15 protein-coding genes are annotated in these 17,230 nt (G+C 59.7%); 13 read left to right on the forward strand and 2 right to left on the reverse strand.

Annotated features, from left to right (window positions below):
* Positions 1 to 16: 16 nt before the first annotated feature.
* Both FDG13_RS08495 and FDG13_RS08500 read right to left on the reverse strand, forming a co-directional pair.
* A complete protein-coding gene (locus tag FDG13_RS08495) occupies positions 17 to 1,147 on the reverse strand; it encodes an MFS transporter (protein WP_180126755.1) in 1,131 nt (376 codons plus the stop codon).
* A gap of 104 nt (positions 1,148 to 1,251) precedes the next feature.
* Positions 1,252 to 2,343 carry an alpha/beta hydrolase gene (locus FDG13_RS08500; RefSeq protein ID WP_180126702.1) on the reverse strand — a complete coding sequence of 364 codons (1,092 nt, stop codon included), beginning with the start codon at positions 2,341 to 2,343 and terminating at the stop codon, positions 1,252 to 1,254.
* A gap of 123 nt (positions 2,344 to 2,466) precedes the next feature.
* On the opposite strand from FDG13_RS08500, the gene FDG13_RS08505 reads away from it, so the two are divergent.
* The 13 genes from FDG13_RS08505 (at position 2,467) to FDG13_RS08565 (ending at position 17,028) form a co-directional block, all read left to right on the forward strand.
* A complete protein-coding gene (locus tag FDG13_RS08505; protein ID WP_180126704.1) occupies positions 2,467 to 3,372 on the forward strand; it encodes a LysR family transcriptional regulator in 906 nt (301 codons plus the stop codon).
* Positions 3,373 to 3,480: 108 nt separating this feature from the next.
* Positions 3,481 to 4,113 carry a LysE family transporter gene (locus FDG13_RS08510; RefSeq protein WP_180126706.1) on the forward strand — a complete coding sequence of 211 codons (633 nt, stop codon included), beginning with the start codon at positions 3,481 to 3,483 and terminating at the stop codon, positions 4,111 to 4,113.
* A gap of 243 nt (positions 4,114 to 4,356) precedes the next feature.
* Positions 4,357 to 4,872, forward strand: coding sequence for a sigma-70 family RNA polymerase sigma factor (locus tag FDG13_RS08515; protein ID WP_255435166.1), 516 nt, complete (start codon positions 4,357 to 4,359; stop codon positions 4,870 to 4,872).
* Between the two features lies 1 nt (position 4,873).
* Positions 4,874 to 5,869: a FecR domain-containing protein gene (locus FDG13_RS08520; protein ID WP_180126710.1), complete on the forward strand. Its 996-nt coding sequence runs from the start codon at positions 4,874 to 4,876 to the stop codon at positions 5,867 to 5,869.
* Between the two features lie 212 nt (positions 5,870 to 6,081).
* On the forward strand, positions 6,082 to 8,526 hold the full coding sequence (locus FDG13_RS08525; RefSeq protein WP_255435167.1) for a TonB-dependent receptor: 2,445 nt from the start codon (positions 6,082 to 6,084) through the stop codon (positions 8,524 to 8,526).
* Positions 8,526 to 8,849 (forward strand): iron uptake protein, encoded by a 324-nt coding sequence (locus FDG13_RS08530; protein ID WP_255435168.1) that lies wholly within the window; start codon positions 8,526 to 8,528, stop codon positions 8,847 to 8,849. Before FDG13_RS08525 ends, FDG13_RS08530 begins: the two co-directional genes overlap by 1 nt.
* A gap of 13 nt (positions 8,850 to 8,862) precedes the next feature.
* Entirely contained in the window at positions 8,863 to 10,566 is a 1,704-nt protein-coding gene (locus tag FDG13_RS08535; RefSeq protein WP_180126712.1) for a PepSY domain-containing protein, read from the forward strand.
* Positions 10,559 to 10,891 (forward strand): DUF3325 family protein, encoded by a 333-nt coding sequence (locus tag FDG13_RS08540; protein ID WP_180126714.1) that lies wholly within the window; start codon positions 10,559 to 10,561, stop codon positions 10,889 to 10,891. Before FDG13_RS08535 ends, FDG13_RS08540 begins: the two co-directional genes overlap by 8 nt.
* A 209-nt stretch (positions 10,892 to 11,100) precedes the next feature.
* Positions 11,101 to 12,072, forward strand: coding sequence for an IS5 family transposase (locus FDG13_RS08545; protein WP_180126716.1), 972 nt, complete (start codon positions 11,101 to 11,103; stop codon positions 12,070 to 12,072).
* A 354-nt stretch (positions 12,073 to 12,426) separates the two neighbouring features.
* Positions 12,427 to 13,023 carry a biliverdin-producing heme oxygenase gene (locus tag FDG13_RS08550; protein WP_180126718.1) on the forward strand — a complete coding sequence of 199 codons (597 nt, stop codon included), beginning with the start codon at positions 12,427 to 12,429 and terminating at the stop codon, positions 13,021 to 13,023.
* Positions 13,020 to 15,962 carry a PAS domain S-box protein gene (locus FDG13_RS08555; RefSeq protein WP_180126720.1) on the forward strand — a complete coding sequence of 981 codons (2,943 nt, stop codon included), beginning with the start codon at positions 13,020 to 13,022 and terminating at the stop codon, positions 15,960 to 15,962. The genes FDG13_RS08550 and FDG13_RS08555 overlap by 4 nt, the downstream gene beginning before the upstream one ends.
* Entirely contained in the window at positions 15,959 to 16,591 is a 633-nt protein-coding gene (locus tag FDG13_RS08560; RefSeq protein ID WP_180126722.1) for a response regulator transcription factor, read from the forward strand. Before FDG13_RS08555 ends, FDG13_RS08560 begins: the two co-directional genes overlap by 4 nt.
* Before the next feature lie 245 nt (positions 16,592 to 16,836).
* Positions 16,837 to 17,028, forward strand: coding sequence for a hypothetical protein (locus FDG13_RS08565; protein WP_180126724.1), 192 nt, complete (start codon positions 16,837 to 16,839; stop codon positions 17,026 to 17,028).
* Positions 17,029 to 17,230 lie beyond the last annotated feature (202 nt).

Genomic DNA, 17,230 nt, shown 5'->3' on the forward strand with positions numbered 1-17,230 from the left:
TTGTTCTGCGTGTGGCTTAGGCAAGCCTTGGCGTGGGCGAACGCGCGATCAGAAAAGTCAGGAAAGCCGCCAGCAACAGCAGAACTGCGCTGGCCACAAAGGTGCTCTGGTATCCGCTCACATCGAACAACCAACCACCGATGGCGGAACCCAAAGCGATAGCCAACTGGATCACGGCAACCATCAGCCCACCACCCGCCTCTGCATCCTGCGGCAAGGTGCTTGCCAACCAGGACCACCAGGCCACCGGTGCTGCGGTGGCCACCAATCCCCAGATGCCCAGCAGTGTAGTCACCACTGCAAGTTGGCTGCCAAACAGGCTGAGTGCCACCGCGATGACAGCCATCAGGATCGGAATCCCGATCAAGGTGCGATAAAAGTTCCATTTCAGGACGGAGCCAATGGCGGTGGTGCCAATGAATCCAGCGACACCCATCGTCAGCAGCACAAGCGAGAGCGTGGCGACATCCACACGGGTCACCGCCTCAAGAAAGGGTCGCAAGTAAGTGAACAATACAAACTGCCCCATGAAGAAGGTGCTGGCTGCCAGCATCCCCACAGCAAGCACCGGAAGCTCGAACAGTCTGAAGACGTTGCCGGAGCCCGCCGGGCGAGCTTGGGTCGGCATGGAAGGCAGGCTGACCCCCTGCCAGATAAAAGCGATCAAGGCCACCGGCACCAGGCAGAAAAACGCCCCACGCCAGCCGATGACCGAACCCAGGTAACTGCCCAACGGGGCGGCGATGACGGTCGCCAGCGCGTTGCCACCATTAAAAATGGCCAGGGCGCGCGGGACCAAAGAGACCGGCACCAGCCGCATTGCGGTGGCGGCGGACAGAGACCAAAATCCACCAATGACAACGCCAATCAGCGCCCGACCGACCATGTAGATCAGGTAGTTCGAGGCCAGCGCCACCACCGCCCCGGAGACTGCCATCAGCGCAGTCAGCCCCAGCAACAGTGTTTTGCGGTTCATGTTGCCAGCCATCGCCAATATCGACAGACTCGTGAGCACCGCGAACGCGCCAGAGATGGCAATGCCCAGCCCAGCCTGCCCTTCGCTGACCCGCAAATCGCGCGCCAGGGGTGTCAGCAGACTGACCGGCATGAATTCCGAGGCAATCAGTGCAAAGACACACAGCGCCATGGCAAAGACGCCACCCCACTTGGCCGACTGTGCCGCCGATCGTCCCCATACGGGGCCAGCCACGGTGGTGGCCCCACTTGCTTGTGCTGTCATGAAAGTCGCGTTTATGCCAGGTTCTTCTTGTAGAACGCGTTGAGCTTGTCCCAAGGGATGAGGTTGACGCGGTCATAAAGGTCCACGTGGCCCGCACCGGGCACAAGCACCAGTTCCTTGGCGGGGCCAGCCAGTCGATAAGCCTCTTCGCTGAACTCCTTGGAGTGGGCCTGGTCACCCGTGATGAACATCATCGGGCGGGGCGAGATGGTTTCAATGTCGTTGAACGGGTAAAAGTTCATGAACTTGATGTTGCTGGTCAGCGTGGGGCGCGTCGTCGTTTCAGTCAATGCACCCGCAGGTGTGAACTCGCCGCGTGGGGTGCGGTAAAAGTCAAAGAACTCGCGTTGAATGGGGTGTGTTTTTTCATTCAATACCAGGTCTGTACCGCCGGTGTACTGGGTTGCACCACCCGTGAACTCGGCATAACGCTGCTGGGCCGCATCGGCAATGATCTGTTTGCGTTGTTCAAGCGTCAACGAGTGGTTTAGCGCATTGCGGTTGGCTGCGCCCATGTCGTACATGCTGACCGTCGCGATGGCCTTCATACGTGGATCGATCTTGGCCGCGCTGATGACAAAGCTGCCGCTGCCGCAAATGCCAAGAACACCGATGCGTTCCCTGTTCACAAACGATTGGGTACCCAGGAAGTCCACCGCCGCGCTGAAGGCTTCGGCGTAGATGTCAGGCGAGACCAGGTTGCGCGTCTGGCCCTCGCTCTCGCCCCAGAAGGACTGGTCGATGGCCAGGGCGACAAAGCCTTGTTCTGCCAGCTTCTGTGCATACAGGTTGGAGCTTTGCTCCTTGACCGCACCCATCGGGTGGCCGACGATGATCGCCGGATGTTTGGCGTTGCGGTTGAGGTCTTTGGGTGTGAACAGGTTCCCGACCACCTTCATCTTGTACTGGTTGTTAAAAGCCACCTTGTGTGTCGCCACTTTTTCGCTCTTGAAAAAGTTGTTGGCGCCATTGGACATATCTGGCACGGACTTGTTGTCCGCCGCCAAAGCGGCGCTGCCGGCAACAGACAGAACACCCAGCGCAGCCACGCTGGTGCCGGTTTTTTTCAGAAATTCGCGTCGGTCGGATGTTTGTTTGGTCATGTTGAAATCTCCAGTGGGGTTGACATGACGGGTATCTTCGCAAACGAAGACCACCTTGACTAGCTAATGAATGCTTAATGAGCATATTAGTAATGCTAATTAATAGCCATGTAAAAATGAGGCATGGTGAAACGAAACCTCAACGATCTTTTGTACTTTGTCACGGTGGCCCGAGAAGGCAGCTTCACCCGTGCGGCTGCACTCTTGGGTGTGACCCAATCGGCACTGAGTCAAGCAATCAGTGGCCTGGAGGAAAAACTCGAAATCCGGCTGCTCACACGCACGACGCGCAGTGTGTCCCCCACAGTGCCCGGAGAGCGCTTGTTACAAGCCATCGGCCACCGTTTTGATGAAATCGAAGCGGAAATGGACGTGTTGACGGAGATGCGCGACAAGCCAGCGGGCACCGTGCGAATCACCTGCGGTGATCACATCGTGCACACCACGCTGCTGCCGAAGATCGCCCCCCTGTTGAAAAACTTCCCCGACATCAAGGTCGAGTTCGACATCAACTACGGCTTCAGAGACATCGTGGCAGATCGCTTCGACGCTGGTGTGCGCCTGGGCGACACCATCGACAAGGACATGATCGCGGTACCGATCGGCCCCAAACTGCGCATGGCCGCCGTGGCGTCGCCAGCGTATTTCGCCAACAAGCCGGTACCCAAAACACCTCGAGAGCTGGTGGCACACCGATGTATCAACATGCGATTTCCAACCCATGGTGGCTTGTACGTGTGGGAGTTTGAGCGCCGAAAAGAAAAACTGAATGTGCGCGTGGACGGCCAAATCGCCCTCAACAGCACGCCCCACATCGTGCTTGCGGCGCTGGAAGGACTGGGCATCGCCTTCCTTCCAGAAGAGGAATTCTCCCCCCACATCGAGGAGGGGCGGCTGGTTCGCGTGCTGCAAGACTGGTGCGCCCCATTTGAGGGCTACTACCTCTACTATCCCAGCCGCCGACAACCGTCCCCAGCATTCTCACGCGTGGTCGATGCGCTGCGTTTCGTCGAGCCCCCTCGTCAATAGAGCTAGGTCCATCACGAACGCTTGATTGGGCAACAAGTTAGCTGCCTGACGCAGGCGTCAAGCTTCACTCGGATAATGGTTGTATCACTGACCTCGCAGATCCAACACATGCTCAGCACCCTTCTCACCATCGGTTTTCTTCACTGGCTGGTATTGCTGTTGCCGGGCGCCAACTTTTTGCTGGTAGGCCAGCTGGCGGCCAGTGGCCAGCGCGGCACCGCGTGTATCGCGGCCTTGGGCGTCACCACGGTTACCTTCACCTGGGCCAGCTTGGCCATCCTCGGGATTGGCTTGGTCTTTAACGCACACCCGGCTTGGCGCCAGGCCTTGCAGCTGGCCGGAGGTGTTTACCTCTGCCACCTGGGCTACAAACTTTGGCGCGCACAAGGCAAGACCAGCAGCACAGCAAATGTCGAGCTGTCCCATGGGGCGGCGTTTCGGCTCGGTTTCATCACCAACATCCTGAACCCCAAAACCGCATTGTTCTTCGGCAGCGTGTTTGCCACCGCCTTGCCCGCCAATGCGAGCCTGGCCCTGGTGGCCAGTGCCATTGCCCTGGTTTACTTCAACGCGCTGGTCTGGCACCTTTTTTTGGCGCTGGCTTTTTCCCACCCTCGCGTTCAAGCGACTTATGCCCGCCACACGGCCCTGTTTAGCAAACTAGCTGGCGTCCTGGTGGGTGCCTTTGGTGTCAAACTCATTGTGGCCACAGTGCAGGAGTTTCGCGCCAAGCTGGCCTGAACCGGATCGCGCATCAAGAAGACGGTAAACCGACGCTAAGGCTGAGGTTCGCCTTGTTTTGAGGAAGGCTTGTTCCGTCTTGGCCACACCCACCAGCTTGGTGGACGGCGCTTGTACCCGATGCCAATCACGCTGTGCCGCATTGACGCCTGCCGGCCAATTCGCGATAATGCGAACCATTCTCAACAATTAACGCCAGCCAACCCGTCGGGCCAGCCAGCTTGCTGTTCTCTGGAGTTCTCGTTGAACACTCTCGCCGCGCCCGATCCGCTCACCACGCTTTACCTCAACCACCACGGCTGGCTACAAACCTGGCTGCGTCGCCGCCTGGGCTGTGCGGCCGATGCGGCCGATCTGGCCCAGGATGCCTTCATGCGTTTGCTCCTGGCGCCCAGGCAGTTCAACAGCACGCCCGAAACGCGGGGTTATCTGCGCACCATGGCCAACGGCCTGTGCATCGACCTCTGGCGTCGCCGCGAGCTGGAGCAGGCCTGGCTGCAGACGCTGGCCTGTCGACCCGAAGCGGTCGAACCCTCGCCTGAACATCGCGCCCTCGTCGTCGAAACCCTGCTCGAAATCAGCAACATGCTCAGTCGTCTGTCGCAGAAGGCTGCCGCTGCCTTCATCATGGCCCAGGTTGACGGCCTGCCCTACCGGGAGATCGCCACGCAGCTGGAGGTCTCGGAGCGGATGGTCAAGAAATACATCGCCCAGGCCATGCTGCAGTGTGCCCTGATCGAAGCGGGGCAACAGGGCTGAGATGTCGTCCACGATCACCACAGCGTCCGCGCAGCCGGACTACAACACGCTGGAAGCAGCCGCCAACTGGTTCGCCACCCTGCAGAGCGACACAGCCAGCACGGCCGATCACCAGGCCTGGCAAGCCTGGCTGGATCAATCACAAGCGCATGCTCGGGCTTGGTCGTATGTCGAGACCGTCAGCCAGCGCTTCGACCCCTTGCGTAGCGGCGGACACCAGGCAGCGCTGGCCGGTCTCCAAGCCGCTCGGTTTGGAGGCACGAGACGGCGGCAAGCGTTGGCCGGGCTGGCCAGTGTTGTTGGACTCGGCATCGCTGGCTGGATAGGCTGGCGGCACACCGCGCTACCCGAGGTGTTGATGGCCTGGGGCGCCGACTACCAGACCAGCACCGGAGAACAGCGCGAGATCACCCTGACCGACGGCAGTCAGGTCTGGCTCAACACCCACAGCGCCATCAGCGTCCACTACCACGCGGGTGCCCGGCTGATCAAGCTGGCTGCCGGGGAGATCCTGGTGCAGACCGCCCACGACACCAACAGCCGCCCCTTCTATGTGGAGACCCGTTTTGGCCGTCTGCAGGCGCTGGGCACCCGTTTTTCCGTCTTTCATGACGACAGGCGCACGCGACTTGATGTTTTTGAGGGCGCTGTCGAGATCCACAACGCAGCCGGCAATCTGCAACGTGTCGAAGCCGGTCAAAGAACGGCGTTCACCACCGACAGCCTCTCAGCCATCCTGCCCGCCGAACGGGCCCGCGAAGCCTGGCGCCGAGGTGTGGTGGTGGCAGACAACATCCCGCTGGAGGCATTGATCGACGATCTGGCCCGTTACCAGGATGGTCACCTGGGTGTCGCGGCTGAAGTCGCCAAACTCAGCGTCATGGGCGTTTATCCCACCAACGACATGGCGCGTGCCCTGGCCATGCTGGAGAGCGCTCTGCCGATTCGTGTCAAGCGCAGTTTGTCGTGGTGGGTGACGCTTGAGGCACGCCCGTAACTTTTTTTGGGTCATCGGTTCCCTTTTTGGCGACTCATCCGATTTACCTAGTGAGAAGCAAACTGATCGAGTTTCACCAGCCACCCAAGCGACAAGGCGCGCCCCCCAGGACCGCCTTGCCTACACATGTGCCCTGCGCGTCCAGGCAGCCAGCGCGATTTCCTTGACGGCACGCTTCCTAAACACTCAGTCAACTATTTGGGAACTCGTCCATGTCAAACCACCACATCCAGCCGCTTGGCCAACACAAGCGCCAGGCAGACCGAGCCACGCCAGCAGGGCAACACACCAACTTCACGCTGCGCCCGCTGGCATTTGCCGCGCATCTCGCCATCGTCGGCAGCGTCGCCCTGCTTGGCTGGGTGCCTCCAGCCCAAGCCCAGGCCGCTGCTGCACAAGCCGCAGTCCAGGCCAGGGCCTATAACATCCCAGCCGGGTCGCTGGTAGCCAGCCTCAATCGTTTTGCCGAGGAGGCTGGCGTGCTGCTGACGGCCAGCGGCGACATCACTCAGGGTAAGGCCAGTCAGGGTCTGAAAGGACAGTATTCGGTGTCGGCCGGTTTTGCCGCGCTGCTCTCGGGCACGGGGCTGGAGGCTTTTCGTCAGGCCAATGGCAGTTTCGGGCTGCGCCCAGCACCTGTTGTCAGCCAAGGGGCTGAGGTGCAGTTGTCGACGGTCACCGTCCAGAACAAACGCGAACTCCGTGTGTCCAAAGGCGCCACCAACCTGCCCATGGAGATCAAGGACACACCGCAGACCATCAGCACGGTGGACAAAGAAAGCCTGCGCGACTTCGGTGTGAGCAACAGCAACGATGCGCTGCGCATGGGCACCGGCATCCATGTCGAGGAGTGGGAAACCAACCGCACCGGTTACAGCGCACGCGGCTTCGATGTGATGCTGACACAGGTTGACGGCATGGGCATGACCAACGACTGGGGACTGGTCGAAGGCCAGCTGGACACCTTCCTGTTCGAGAAAATCGAGTTGGTTCGTGGCGCCAACGGCCTACTCACCGGTGTCGGCAATGCGTCGGGCACCATCAACTTCGTGCGTAAACGCCCCACCAACAAAGACGGCGGGGAGATCCAGCTGGCTGGTGGCTCGAACGGCCTCAAACGCGTGGCTCTGGACTACAACAAGGTGCTGACCGAAGACGGCAAATGGGCTGGCCGGCTGGTGGTGGCGCAGGAGGACAAGGACTCGTACCTGCGTGCACTGAGCGACAAGCGCAGCACCATTTACGGCGTGCTCGAAGGACAGATTGGTACCGACGGGGTGTTGACCCTGGGCCTGACCAATCAGGACGCCAAGCAGCGCTCCCCGATGTGGGGCTCGCTGACGCTGCCTTATGCCGACGGTCGACTGGCCGACTTCGATGTCTCTTCATCGACCTCGCAGGACTGGACACGCTGGAACAACAAATCACTCAACGCCTTCGTCGAGTACACCCATGCGCTATCTCCCGACTGGGAGGCAAAAATCGCCTACAACCACACCAAGGGCGAAGGCAACACCAAGCTGTTCTACGCCTACACCAACAGTGGTTATCTGAACAACGACAACACCGGTCTGGTGGGCTGGCCCTACCGCAGTGAAAACGAGTCACAGAGTGACATTGTCGATCTGAACCTGAGCGGCCGTTTTGATGCCTTTGGTCGCCAACATGACTTGGTGGCTGGTTTGAGCCATTCGAAGCAGACGAGTCTGACCTACTCTTATGCTGGTGCCACCTTCCCCGTGATGCCGACCTTCCCGTATGCGGGCGACGTCTATCCCGAACCCACCTGGGGCGCCAAGAGTGTCGCGTCCGACGGCGACCAGGCCATCACCCGCCTGTACGCAGCGACCCGACTGACGCTGACCGACCGGCTCAAGGGCATCGTTGGTCTCAACTCGATCAAGCTCCAGCGCAACGGAACCGCCATCTACGGCGGCGGCACCAACCTGGACAACGAAACAACCGAAAAGTCCAGCCCCTATGTCGGAGCGACCTACGACATCACACCGGACACGCTGGCCTACGCCTCGTACTCGGACATCTTCCAAGCCCAGGATCAGCGCAACATCAACGGTGCTTTCCTGGCGCCGATGAAAGGCGTCAACACCGAGGTGGGTGTCAAGGCTGAATGGCTGAACCGCAAGCTGCTGACCACCTTTGCCGTCTTCTCCGCGACCCAAAAGGGGCTGGCAACCATCGCGGGCTTCGACACGGTGGCCCAGCAGAATTACTACGACCCCAAGGACGTGACCTCGCGTGGCTTCGAGATCGAGGCCACGGGTCGGATCAACGCGGACACCCAGCTTACCGCCGGGTTCACCTCACTCAAGCTGACCGGACCGGATGGCAATGACCTTTACGAATGGGTGCCACGCCGTACATTGAAACTGCGTGCCGACACGCGGGTGCCGATGTTGCCGAGCCTGCGGCTGGGCTCGGCGCTGCGCTGGCAGTCTGACGTCTCGAAGATTGGCGGCGCGCGGCAGGATGCTTATGTTGTCGCCGACGCGTTCGCTTCTTACGAGCTGAACAACAAGACCACCCTGCGCCTGAACATCAACAACCTGTTCGACAAAAAGTACCTGCGCACCGTGCAATACGGCGCGATCTATGGCGCTCCCAGAAACCTGATGGTTTCGCTTGACTACAAACTCTGATGACCAAGCCCACCCCCCAAGACGCCGCCCCACGCGGGCGTACAAAGCTGGCCATGCTCCACCGCCTTGCCGTTGCATTACTCGGCGGCTACGCCTTCACCTGGGGCTTCACCGCCCTGGGGGTGGCAGCTCTGGTGGCGCTGGGGGTGGATTTCCACGAAGCCGAGACAGCTATGCTGCTGCTTGCTTTCCTGGTTTTCCTGGGCCTGTTCCTGTGGGCCGTTGCTGCCACCCAGCTCAGCCGTGTTTGGGCGGTACTGGGTGGTGGCGCGCTGTGCATGACTGCTGCGGCCTTGGGCTTGCAGCAACTTCTCCTTTCCTGACGAAGGTTCAACGATGTCTCCCCACTTCCGCCAAGCGATGACCTGGCTGCACACCTGGATGGGCCTGGTCCTGGGTTTTGTGCTGATGGCCGCATTTTTCTTTGGTGCCTTGTCAGTGTTTGATCGCGAGATCGACCGCTGGGCGATTCCTGAAACGCGCTTCGAGCCGCAGCCAATGCCCAGTTTTGACAAGGTATTGCAGCCGGTTTATGCCCAACTGAAACCGCATCCATCTGACATGGTGGCGACACAACAGCGCGTCATCGGCGCCCTGCCGCCCCCCGAGGCAATGCCCATGTCCTCGCTCTACGCCTACACCACACACCGCGACCCGGTGCTGGCCATCGGCGGCGAGTTCGACGTGCCCAATAAACTGAAGGACGACACCGACGAACACGCACACGTCCATGGCTGGGCGACCATCGACCCGCGCTCGGGCCAGTTCCTGCCCGACGACAAGCTCAAGATTGGCAGCGGCTGGTTCTACCCCATGCACTACCAGCTGAACTGGTCATGGCTGACCCTGGGCTCCTGGCTGGTGGGTCTGGCCGGGTTCAGCATGCTGGTGGCGCTGGTCACCGGGGTGATCATGCACCGCAAGATCTTTCGCGAATTTTTCACCTTCCGCCCCTGGAAACGCACCCAGCGCAGTGCGCTGGACCTGCACAACCTGAGCGGCGTGCTCGCCCTGCCCTTCCACTTCTTCTTCGCCCTCACCGGGCTGGTGATCTTTGCCAGCACGGTTTATTTTCCGGTTGGCCACACCTTGCTCAAGCCCTTGCACGAGCGGCACGAGGTGTTGGAGGCCCGGCGCACCGGCCTGCCGCACGAGCCAGCGGGTGTCGCGGCGCCGCTGGCCTCGGTCGATGCGATGGTGCTGGAGGCCAAGCGGCGCTGGACGGCGCGCGACATGCCGGGTGAAGTCGGCTTGCTCTTCATCGAACACCTGGGCGATGCCAACGGCTACGTCAGCCTGTACCGCGCTGGCAGCGACCAAGTCGCACTGGTCGGCCAGGCCATCCATTTCAAGGCCAGCACCGGCGAGGTGCTGCGCGAGGAGCCGCCGCCCAGCGCGGTGGGCGGTATGAACGAGTTCCTCACCGGCCTGCATCTGCAACACTTCGAGCACTGGCTGCTGCGCTGGCTCTACGTGCTGGGTGGCCTGCTGGGCTGCGTTTGTATTGCCACCGGCTTCATCTTCTTTGTCGAAAAGCGCAAAAGAAAACACGCCGAGTCCGGCAGCCAAGGCAGCCGCGTCGTTGATGCGCTGGCGGTGACAACGGTCACCGGCATGGTGATCGCCACTGTTGGCATGCTGGTGGTCAACCGGTTGTTACCAAGCCATCTGGTGGGCAAAGGCGATTGGGAGAAGCTGGCTTTCTGGGGCCTCTGGGTGTTGGCCATGTTGCACGCCTTCGTGCGCAGCGCGCCGGTGGCGCAGGCAAAGAGGAACCCCGCTTGGCGAGAGCAGTGCTGGGCCGTGGCGGCGCTGGCGGTGGCTGCTGTGGTGCTCAATGCCCTGACCACGGGCGATCATCTCATCAAGACAGTGTTCACCAACACCTACTGGCCAGTAGCGGGGGGGGATTTGAGCTTGCTGGCCACGGCGGGCATCGCCATCTGGGCGGCGCGCAAGCTGGCGTTGCGTGAACGCGGCATTGTCAAGGTATTGGCAGCGCAGCACACCACCAATGCGGCGGAGGTGGCGCATGTCTGAGGCGCTGTGGCTCACCGCTGCGGGAGCACTGAGCTTTGTCGGCATGGCGTGGCTGGCGCTGGCCATGGAGGTGCACTGGGGGCAGGTGATGCACCAGCCCGCCGAGGCGGCCACTGGTACCCGTAAGCTGCTGCGTGTGCTGGGCGCACTCGCCCTGCCCTTGTCACTGCTGGCCTGCCTGATGGCCAACCGGCCTTCGATGACGGTGCTGGTGTGGGTGATGTTGCTGACAGGCAGCGCTGCCAGCGTGGCCATGCTGCTCGCGCGTCGGCCAAGCATGCTGCGCTACCTGTGGCCCACCGCATCGGCAAGGCAATCCCGCTGATTCACTGGAGTTTTTCGAGCGGCCATGCGGCGCCTTCAGCGTGAACATGTTTACGTGTCCCACACCTCACTTTGACAGCCACCCAACCTTTCAACTATTGCTTCGGCCCGATGAAGTAATAATGAGACTCTGCAAAACCCGCAAGTTTGTTATAAAAAACATGCACTGCCCCTTGTCGGATATGGTTAGATTGCTTTAAAATACATAGCATGAAATCCAGTGCCAATCAAGCCTCTTTCGGGTTTTTCCTGTGCACCCGCAAGACCCGCAAAGCGCTATTTCTCGATGAGATGGCGCGCGTCGTTCCTTGGGCACGCTTGGTCGACATCATTGCCCCGCATTACCCTGAAGGCCTCATCGGTCGCCCACCGTTTCCCTTGGAGGTGATGATGCACACCCACTTCCTGCAGCAATGGTTCAACCTGTCTGACCCGGCCATGGAAGAAGCCTTCTTCGACATCCCGCTGTACCGTGAGTTTGTGAACTTGGGCGACAACGTGCGTCTGCCCGACGAGAGCACCATCCTGCGCTTTAGACACCTGCTGGAAAAACACAGCTTGGCTGACAAGATGCTCGCTGAGGTCAACGCGCTCTTGATTGAGCGCGGTCTGATGCTCAAAGGGGGCAGCGCGGTTGATGCCACCCTGATTGCTGCGCCGAGTTCGACCAAAAACAAGGACAAGGCCCGAGATCCCGAGATGCACTCCAGCCAGAAGGGACGCCAGTGGCACTTCGGGATGAAGGCACATATCGGTGTGGATGCCCACTCTGGTCTGGTGCACACGGTGCGCTGCACCAGTGGCAATGCACACGACATCACCCAGGCTCACCGACTGTTGCACGGTCAGGAGAAGACGGTCTGGGCCGATGCCGGGTACCAAGGTGTTGAGAAACGCCCCGGGGCTGACCCCCATGTGACTTGGCATGTGGCCATGCGACCAGGCAAGCGCAAAGTCCTCAAGCAGGCAGGTCCATTGGGTGAGGTGCTGGACAAGGCGGAGAAGCTCAAGGCGGGTATTCGCGCCAAGGTGGAACATCCGTTTCGGGTGATCAAGCGCCAGTTTGGGTACATCAAAACCCGATATCGGCGTTTGAAGAAGAACGCGGCGCAGATTGCCACGCTGTTTGCGTTGTCCAACTTGTGGATGGCGCGCCGCGATTGGATGGCGGTGCGGGCATGAGTGCGCCCAAAATGAGCCAGAGGGGCCATAACGGGGTATCCAAAGCCTCTCCACCCCCGAAAAACGGGGTTCACATCCCGCAAGCGGACTGCTGAAACCGGAGGTGTGACGATGACGAGGACGGTAGCACATCTGGGTTTGAGCTATTCAGACCGTCCCTAGCACAGCCCTGAGCAGACGGGCATTCCTGACGCCAGCATCGGCTTGGCAAGCTCGTTGGTTGGTGAGACGGCGCCAGCCTCTATGTGCCCTGCACCCGCGCCCCGGCAACTTCGCTAAGATCAATGTTCGTTGGCACCACTACAACTTCAAAAGAATCCTCCCAACATGACGCATGCGCATTCAGTCTTCACCTTGCATCATCACCTCCGCCAGGCGACAAAGCAGCCGCATCACGCGCTGGACCATCACCCACTGCTGGCCCCGTTGCTGCGATCAGATCTGACGGTGGCGCAATATGGCAACGCGTTGGCGGCCCTGCATGGCATTGCGCAACGTGCCGAAGAAGGGATTCTGGCGTTTCTTGACCAGCACCCACAGCTTTTTGACTACCAGTCCCGCCGCAAGGTTTGGGCACTGAACGCCGATCTGGCGGCACTTGGACGCGAGCCCATGGCGCTGACCACACCTTTCCCGATGCCACAAAGCGTCGCAGCGCTGATCGGCGTTCTCTATGCCATTGAAGGATCAACGCAGGGTGGGCTGATGATCGTGCGCTTGTTACAGGCGCTCCCCATCGCCCCGCTGCCAACAGCCTATTTCCGGATTTATGGTGACACGTCGGCCCAAAAATGGCACGACTTTTTGCAGTTTGCCAACCAGCTGCGCAGCCGCGAGGAGATAGACACAGCCACTGCCACGGCCATCAGCGCGTTTGACGCCATCCATGGCCATATGCAAGCCTGCCTGAGTCAGCTGGCTGCCCATAGCTCGGCCTGCGAATCAGCATGAACCGCACCGTTGACATTTTTAATTGTGAGTCGGAACCGATTCGGTTTCCTGGTGCCGTCCAGCCCCATGGTGCCTTGTTGGTGTTGAACGGCCAGACACTGCTGGTGGAGGCAGCCAGTGAATCCTGCCAGTCGATTCTGGACGTGGCGCCTGCGGCCATGTTGGGCAAACATGTGACCGAGTTTCTCGCAGCCCCGATGGTGGAGACGCTTTTGAGCGATCAGGGCGACGGTCTGTGGCCACTGGTTGCGTTGCCGCTCAAGGGCCAAGCCTGGACAGCGCGATCACACCGCAATACCAACGGGCAGTGGCTGATCGACATTGAGCCACCCCGGATCGGCAGCGTGCCCGAAAGAATGCACTACCAGTGCCGCCAGGCGATCAAGCAGCTGCGAAGCCTCAGCAAGCTGACACCCATCATCAATACAGCGGCGCAACTGATCAAAGACATCACCGGATTTGATCGGGTCATGATTTACCAGTTCGACAAGGACTGGAACGGCGAGGTCATCGCCGAGGCGTGTATTGACAACATTGAGCCGTATCTCGGACTGCACTTTCCGGCCTCGGACATTCCGGCGCAGGCGCGGGAGCTGTTCAAGTCGAGCCGACTCCGACAGATATCCGACACCTTTTACGTGCCATCAACGCTGATCGCCCGCGGCGACGGTCGGGCGATCGATCTGGGGTGGTCGACCTTGCGCAGCGTGTCGCCAATCCACATTGAGTACTTGAAGAACATGGGCGTCAGCAGCACCCTGGTCGGCTCCTTGGTGGTTGAAGGTGTCTTGTGGGGGTTGCTGTCGTGCCAGCACAAGACGGGCCCCAGGTACTTCTCGGCGCCAGAGCGCGACACCCTGGGCTGGTTTTGCGAAGACCTTGCCTCACTGATTCAGGGCCGATTGATACGCCAGCGTCGGGAGCTGGAACTGGACCTGGTGCTACGGCGACGGCGCCTGGTGGAATTGATCCGGCAGATTGACTTCAGAATACTGATGCGCCAGGGACGCTCTGTCGAACTGTTGGACGTGGTCAACGCCGACGGTTTTGCACTGCAGATCGACGACGACATCCAGGTCATCGGACGCACCCCGACCACCCAGCAGATCAGGCAACTTCAGCAACTTCGCCGCGAACAGCCTGGCAACCCTGCGCTCTATTCCACCCATTCGATCCAGAAGGATCTGCAGCTGGAGCAAGTGGATGACGATGTTGCCGGGGCTTTATTCGTTTCTGTCCCAGGCAAGCCCGAAATCGGCATGATCTGGTTTCGTCTGGAGCAAGTCCACACGGTGCGCTGGAGCGGCAATCCGGCACTGGCCCACGTCGCAGATGCAAGCGGCCGCCTGTCGCCACGGCAATCGTTTGCCCTGTACCTCACCACGGTGAGTGGCACCAGTCTGCCGTGGATCCCGGAGGAGCTGGCCTCGGCGGCGGAATTGGGGTCATTGATCGAAATTGAGTTGTTGCGCGAGCGAGATGCCTTCACACAGACCATTCTGAATTCGATTCCAGCGCACATCGCCGTTCTTGACCACAAAGGGGTGATCTCGACGGTCAACGAAGCCTGGAACCGTTTTGCGCAAGAACCCGATATGGAGCGCGCCTCGCTAGGGGTGAGCTATCGGGATGTGAGTGCAGCCGCAGAAGGGCGCCCCAGTGGGGACGATGCGGTTGCGGCATGGGCTGGCATTGAAGCGGTGCTAAACAAGGACCTGGACAACTTTACGCTCGACTACCGTGGCGACTCCGCCAACAAGGAGCGCTGGTTTCGCATGAATGTGTACCCGTTGATCGGATCGGGGCAAGGTGTGGTGGTTGCGCACGATGACATCACGTCACGCAAACTGGCGGAAATTCAGGTCGCGCGCCTGCTGGAAGAACAGGCGTCCATTCTCAGCAGTGATCTGGTCGGTATTGTGAAGGTTCTCAAACGGACGATTCTCTGGTCAAACAATGCCTTGAACCGCATGCTTGGTTATGCTGATGGTGAACTGAACGGCTGCCCGGTGCAACAGTGTTACCCCAGCGCCCAGGCCTATGCTGCAGTGGTTGAACAGCTCTTTCCCGCGGTGCAGCACGGTGACACTTTCCGCACTGAATTGCAGCTGTTGCGCAAAAATGGGGACATCGGATGGTATGCATTCCATGCCAGCCTGCTTTGGGCCGGTGGCGAAGAAATGATTGGCATGCTGATCGACGTCACCGAACGCAAACTCGCCGAAGAAGAGTTGGCAATCCACCGCGCCGAAGTTCAGCTTGGCGTCTCACGTCAACGGCTGCGTGAACTGGTTGTTCAAAACGAGCTGGACCGTGAGCGGGAGCGTAAAAACGTGGCGCGCGAGATTCACGACGAGTTGGGACAGGTTCTCACAGGGCTTCGCATGAGCCTGTTGTTGATGGAGATGCGCTTTTGTGCGCTGGACCCCGCGCTACCCAAGGTGGTGGCAGATATGAAGGCCTTGCTTGACCGAGGCATCGGCAATGTGCGCGATGTGGTGCTGTTCCTGCGGCCTGCCGCCCTGGACATGGGGCTCAAACATGCCCTCGAGTCGCTTTGCAACGAGTTCTCAAAGAACGCTGGCTTGTCCTTTGATCTGGATTTGCCGAAACTCGATATCGCGATGGACGAGACACGCTCTATTGTGGTGTATCGCATCGTCCAGGAGTCCATGACCAACACCATCCGGCATGCCAAGGCCAGCAAAGTAGGCGTCACACTTGACGACGCGGATGAACTTATCCTTGAAATCCATGACAACGGCATCGGCTTTGATGTGGAGCAAGCGCGGGGCATGAAATCGTTCGGCCTGCTGGGCATGCGCGAACGCGCCATTGCGCTGGGCGGCAGGCTGGACATTGAAAGCAGTGCCGCGCAGGGCACAACCGTTCGGTTGACCATCCCCAGAGTCACCCCTTCCGAGGGGGCCAGCTCATGATTCGCATCTTGATCACCGACGACCACGCCATTGTGCGCAGTGGCCTCAAGCAAATTTTCCAGCAGGTGCCCGACTTTGAGGTGGTGGGAGAAGCCTCCAACGGCAGTGAATTGGTCGAACGCCTGTCCAGATCGGTGCCCGACGTCCTGCTGATGGACCTGGACATGCCAGGCATCAGCGGCTCGGAGCTGATTACGCGCATCAGAGCGTCCTGGCCGGGACTGCCACTGCTCGTTTTGAGCATGCACAACGAGCCTTCGGTGGCGGTACGTGCGCTGAAAGCTGGTGCCTCGGGTTACATCACCAAAGACTGTGACCTGAACATCCTGTTGCCTGCCATCCGCACCGTTGCCGCCGGGCAAAAATACATCTTGCCAGGTATGGCCGAACAAATGGTGTTCGAGGACACCCCCGCCGCGCAACATGCGCCCCATTTTTCCTTGACCGACCGGGAAATGCAGGTGTTTAACCTGCTTGTCGCGGGCAGCAGCGTCAACGACATTGCGTCACAACTCTGTGTCAGCAACAAAACCATCAGCACCCACAAGGCCAAGATGATGGAAAAGTTGAATATCTCCAGCGTGGCAGAGCTGGTTCGCTATGCCTTACAACACGGACTGGTCAACTGAACACCTGTTCAGCCTGAGACATCTGTACCAACTTCCCGGTATCCATGTCTGCGATAGGGATTTCCTTAGTCAATTTCAGGACTGCCTGATTGCCCAGGCAGGCGCGTGTGGGCATCATCACCTGCATGCCAGAAGCCGGAGTTTTCAAGCACTCGCTTCAAAGTTGGACAGCATAGAGCGCAACCAAGAACGCCAGTCTCGGAAACTTCCTCGGCAATCTGAACGTGAACACCGAGGCAAATCCTATGAACAAGCAAGTCGATCCTGATGTCGTTGGTGAACAGGGTGATCTGCGTAGCACCCCTATTGACAACGCATATTTTGAAAAACCGACAGCCAAGACCACACTCAAACCAGAGCAAGTACAGACAATCCGCAGCTTGGCTGAAGACATCGTCCGACAATTGTGCGAGCGGCACAATTCCCCCAAAAAATAACCAAGCGCCCCTTTCTCTATTAACAGCACGCCGCTGACCGAGCCCGGCTTGTGTGTTGCCTCGAACGAAAGGCCTCCTAGGAGTCTGGGCGGCAGAAATATTTCGACGAAGGTGGCGTTGACATTTGGCGACACGAATTCGTCCGAGCCATGGTGATCGTGGCCATCAACAACTGTGTTGGTGGTCGTTTGATGGCTGGTGT

Source organism: Rhodoferax sp. BLA1, assembly GCF_013416775.1.
Taxonomy (GTDB): domain Bacteria; phylum Pseudomonadota; class Gammaproteobacteria; order Burkholderiales; family Burkholderiaceae_C; genus Rhodoferax.

What these genes read in the sequence shown, in the direction of transcription:
- FDG13_RS08565 (WP_180126724.1), top strand. Translation starts at nt 16,837, where the DNA reads ATGAACAAGCAAGTCGATCCTGATGTCGTTGGTGAACAGGGTGATCTG.
- FDG13_RS08535 (WP_180126712.1), top strand. Translation starts at nt 8,863, where the DNA reads ATGTCTCCCCACTTCCGCCAAGCGATGACCTGGCTGCACACCTGGATG.
- FDG13_RS08500 (WP_180126702.1), bottom strand. Translation starts at nt 2,343, where the DNA reads ATGACCAAACAAACATCCGACCGACGCGAATTTCTGAAAAAAACCGGC.
- FDG13_RS08525 (WP_255435167.1), top strand. Translation starts at nt 6,082, where the DNA reads ATGTCAAACCACCACATCCAGCCGCTTGGCCAACACAAGCGCCAGGCA.
- FDG13_RS08560 (WP_180126722.1), top strand. Translation starts at nt 15,959, where the DNA reads ATGATTCGCATCTTGATCACCGACGACCACGCCATTGTGCGCAGTGGC.
- FDG13_RS08530 (WP_255435168.1), top strand. Translation starts at nt 8,526, where the DNA reads ATGACCAAGCCCACCCCCCAAGACGCCGCCCCACGCGGGCGTACAAAG.
- FDG13_RS08540 (WP_180126714.1), top strand. Translation starts at nt 10,559, where the DNA reads ATGTCTGAGGCGCTGTGGCTCACCGCTGCGGGAGCACTGAGCTTTGTC.
- FDG13_RS08545 (WP_180126716.1), top strand. Translation starts at nt 11,101, where the DNA reads ATGAAATCCAGTGCCAATCAAGCCTCTTTCGGGTTTTTCCTGTGCACC.
- FDG13_RS08510 (WP_180126706.1), top strand. Translation starts at nt 3,481, where the DNA reads ATGCTCAGCACCCTTCTCACCATCGGTTTTCTTCACTGGCTGGTATTG.
- FDG13_RS08495 (WP_180126755.1), bottom strand. Translation starts at nt 1,147, where the DNA reads ATGGCGCTGTGTGTCTTTGCACTGATTGCCTCGGAATTCATGCCGGTC.
- FDG13_RS08555 (WP_180126720.1), top strand. Translation starts at nt 13,020, where the DNA reads ATGAACCGCACCGTTGACATTTTTAATTGTGAGTCGGAACCGATTCGG.
- FDG13_RS08520 (WP_180126710.1), top strand. Translation starts at nt 4,874, where the DNA reads ATGTCGTCCACGATCACCACAGCGTCCGCGCAGCCGGACTACAACACG.
- FDG13_RS08505 (WP_180126704.1), top strand. Translation starts at nt 2,467, where the DNA reads ATGGTGAAACGAAACCTCAACGATCTTTTGTACTTTGTCACGGTGGCC.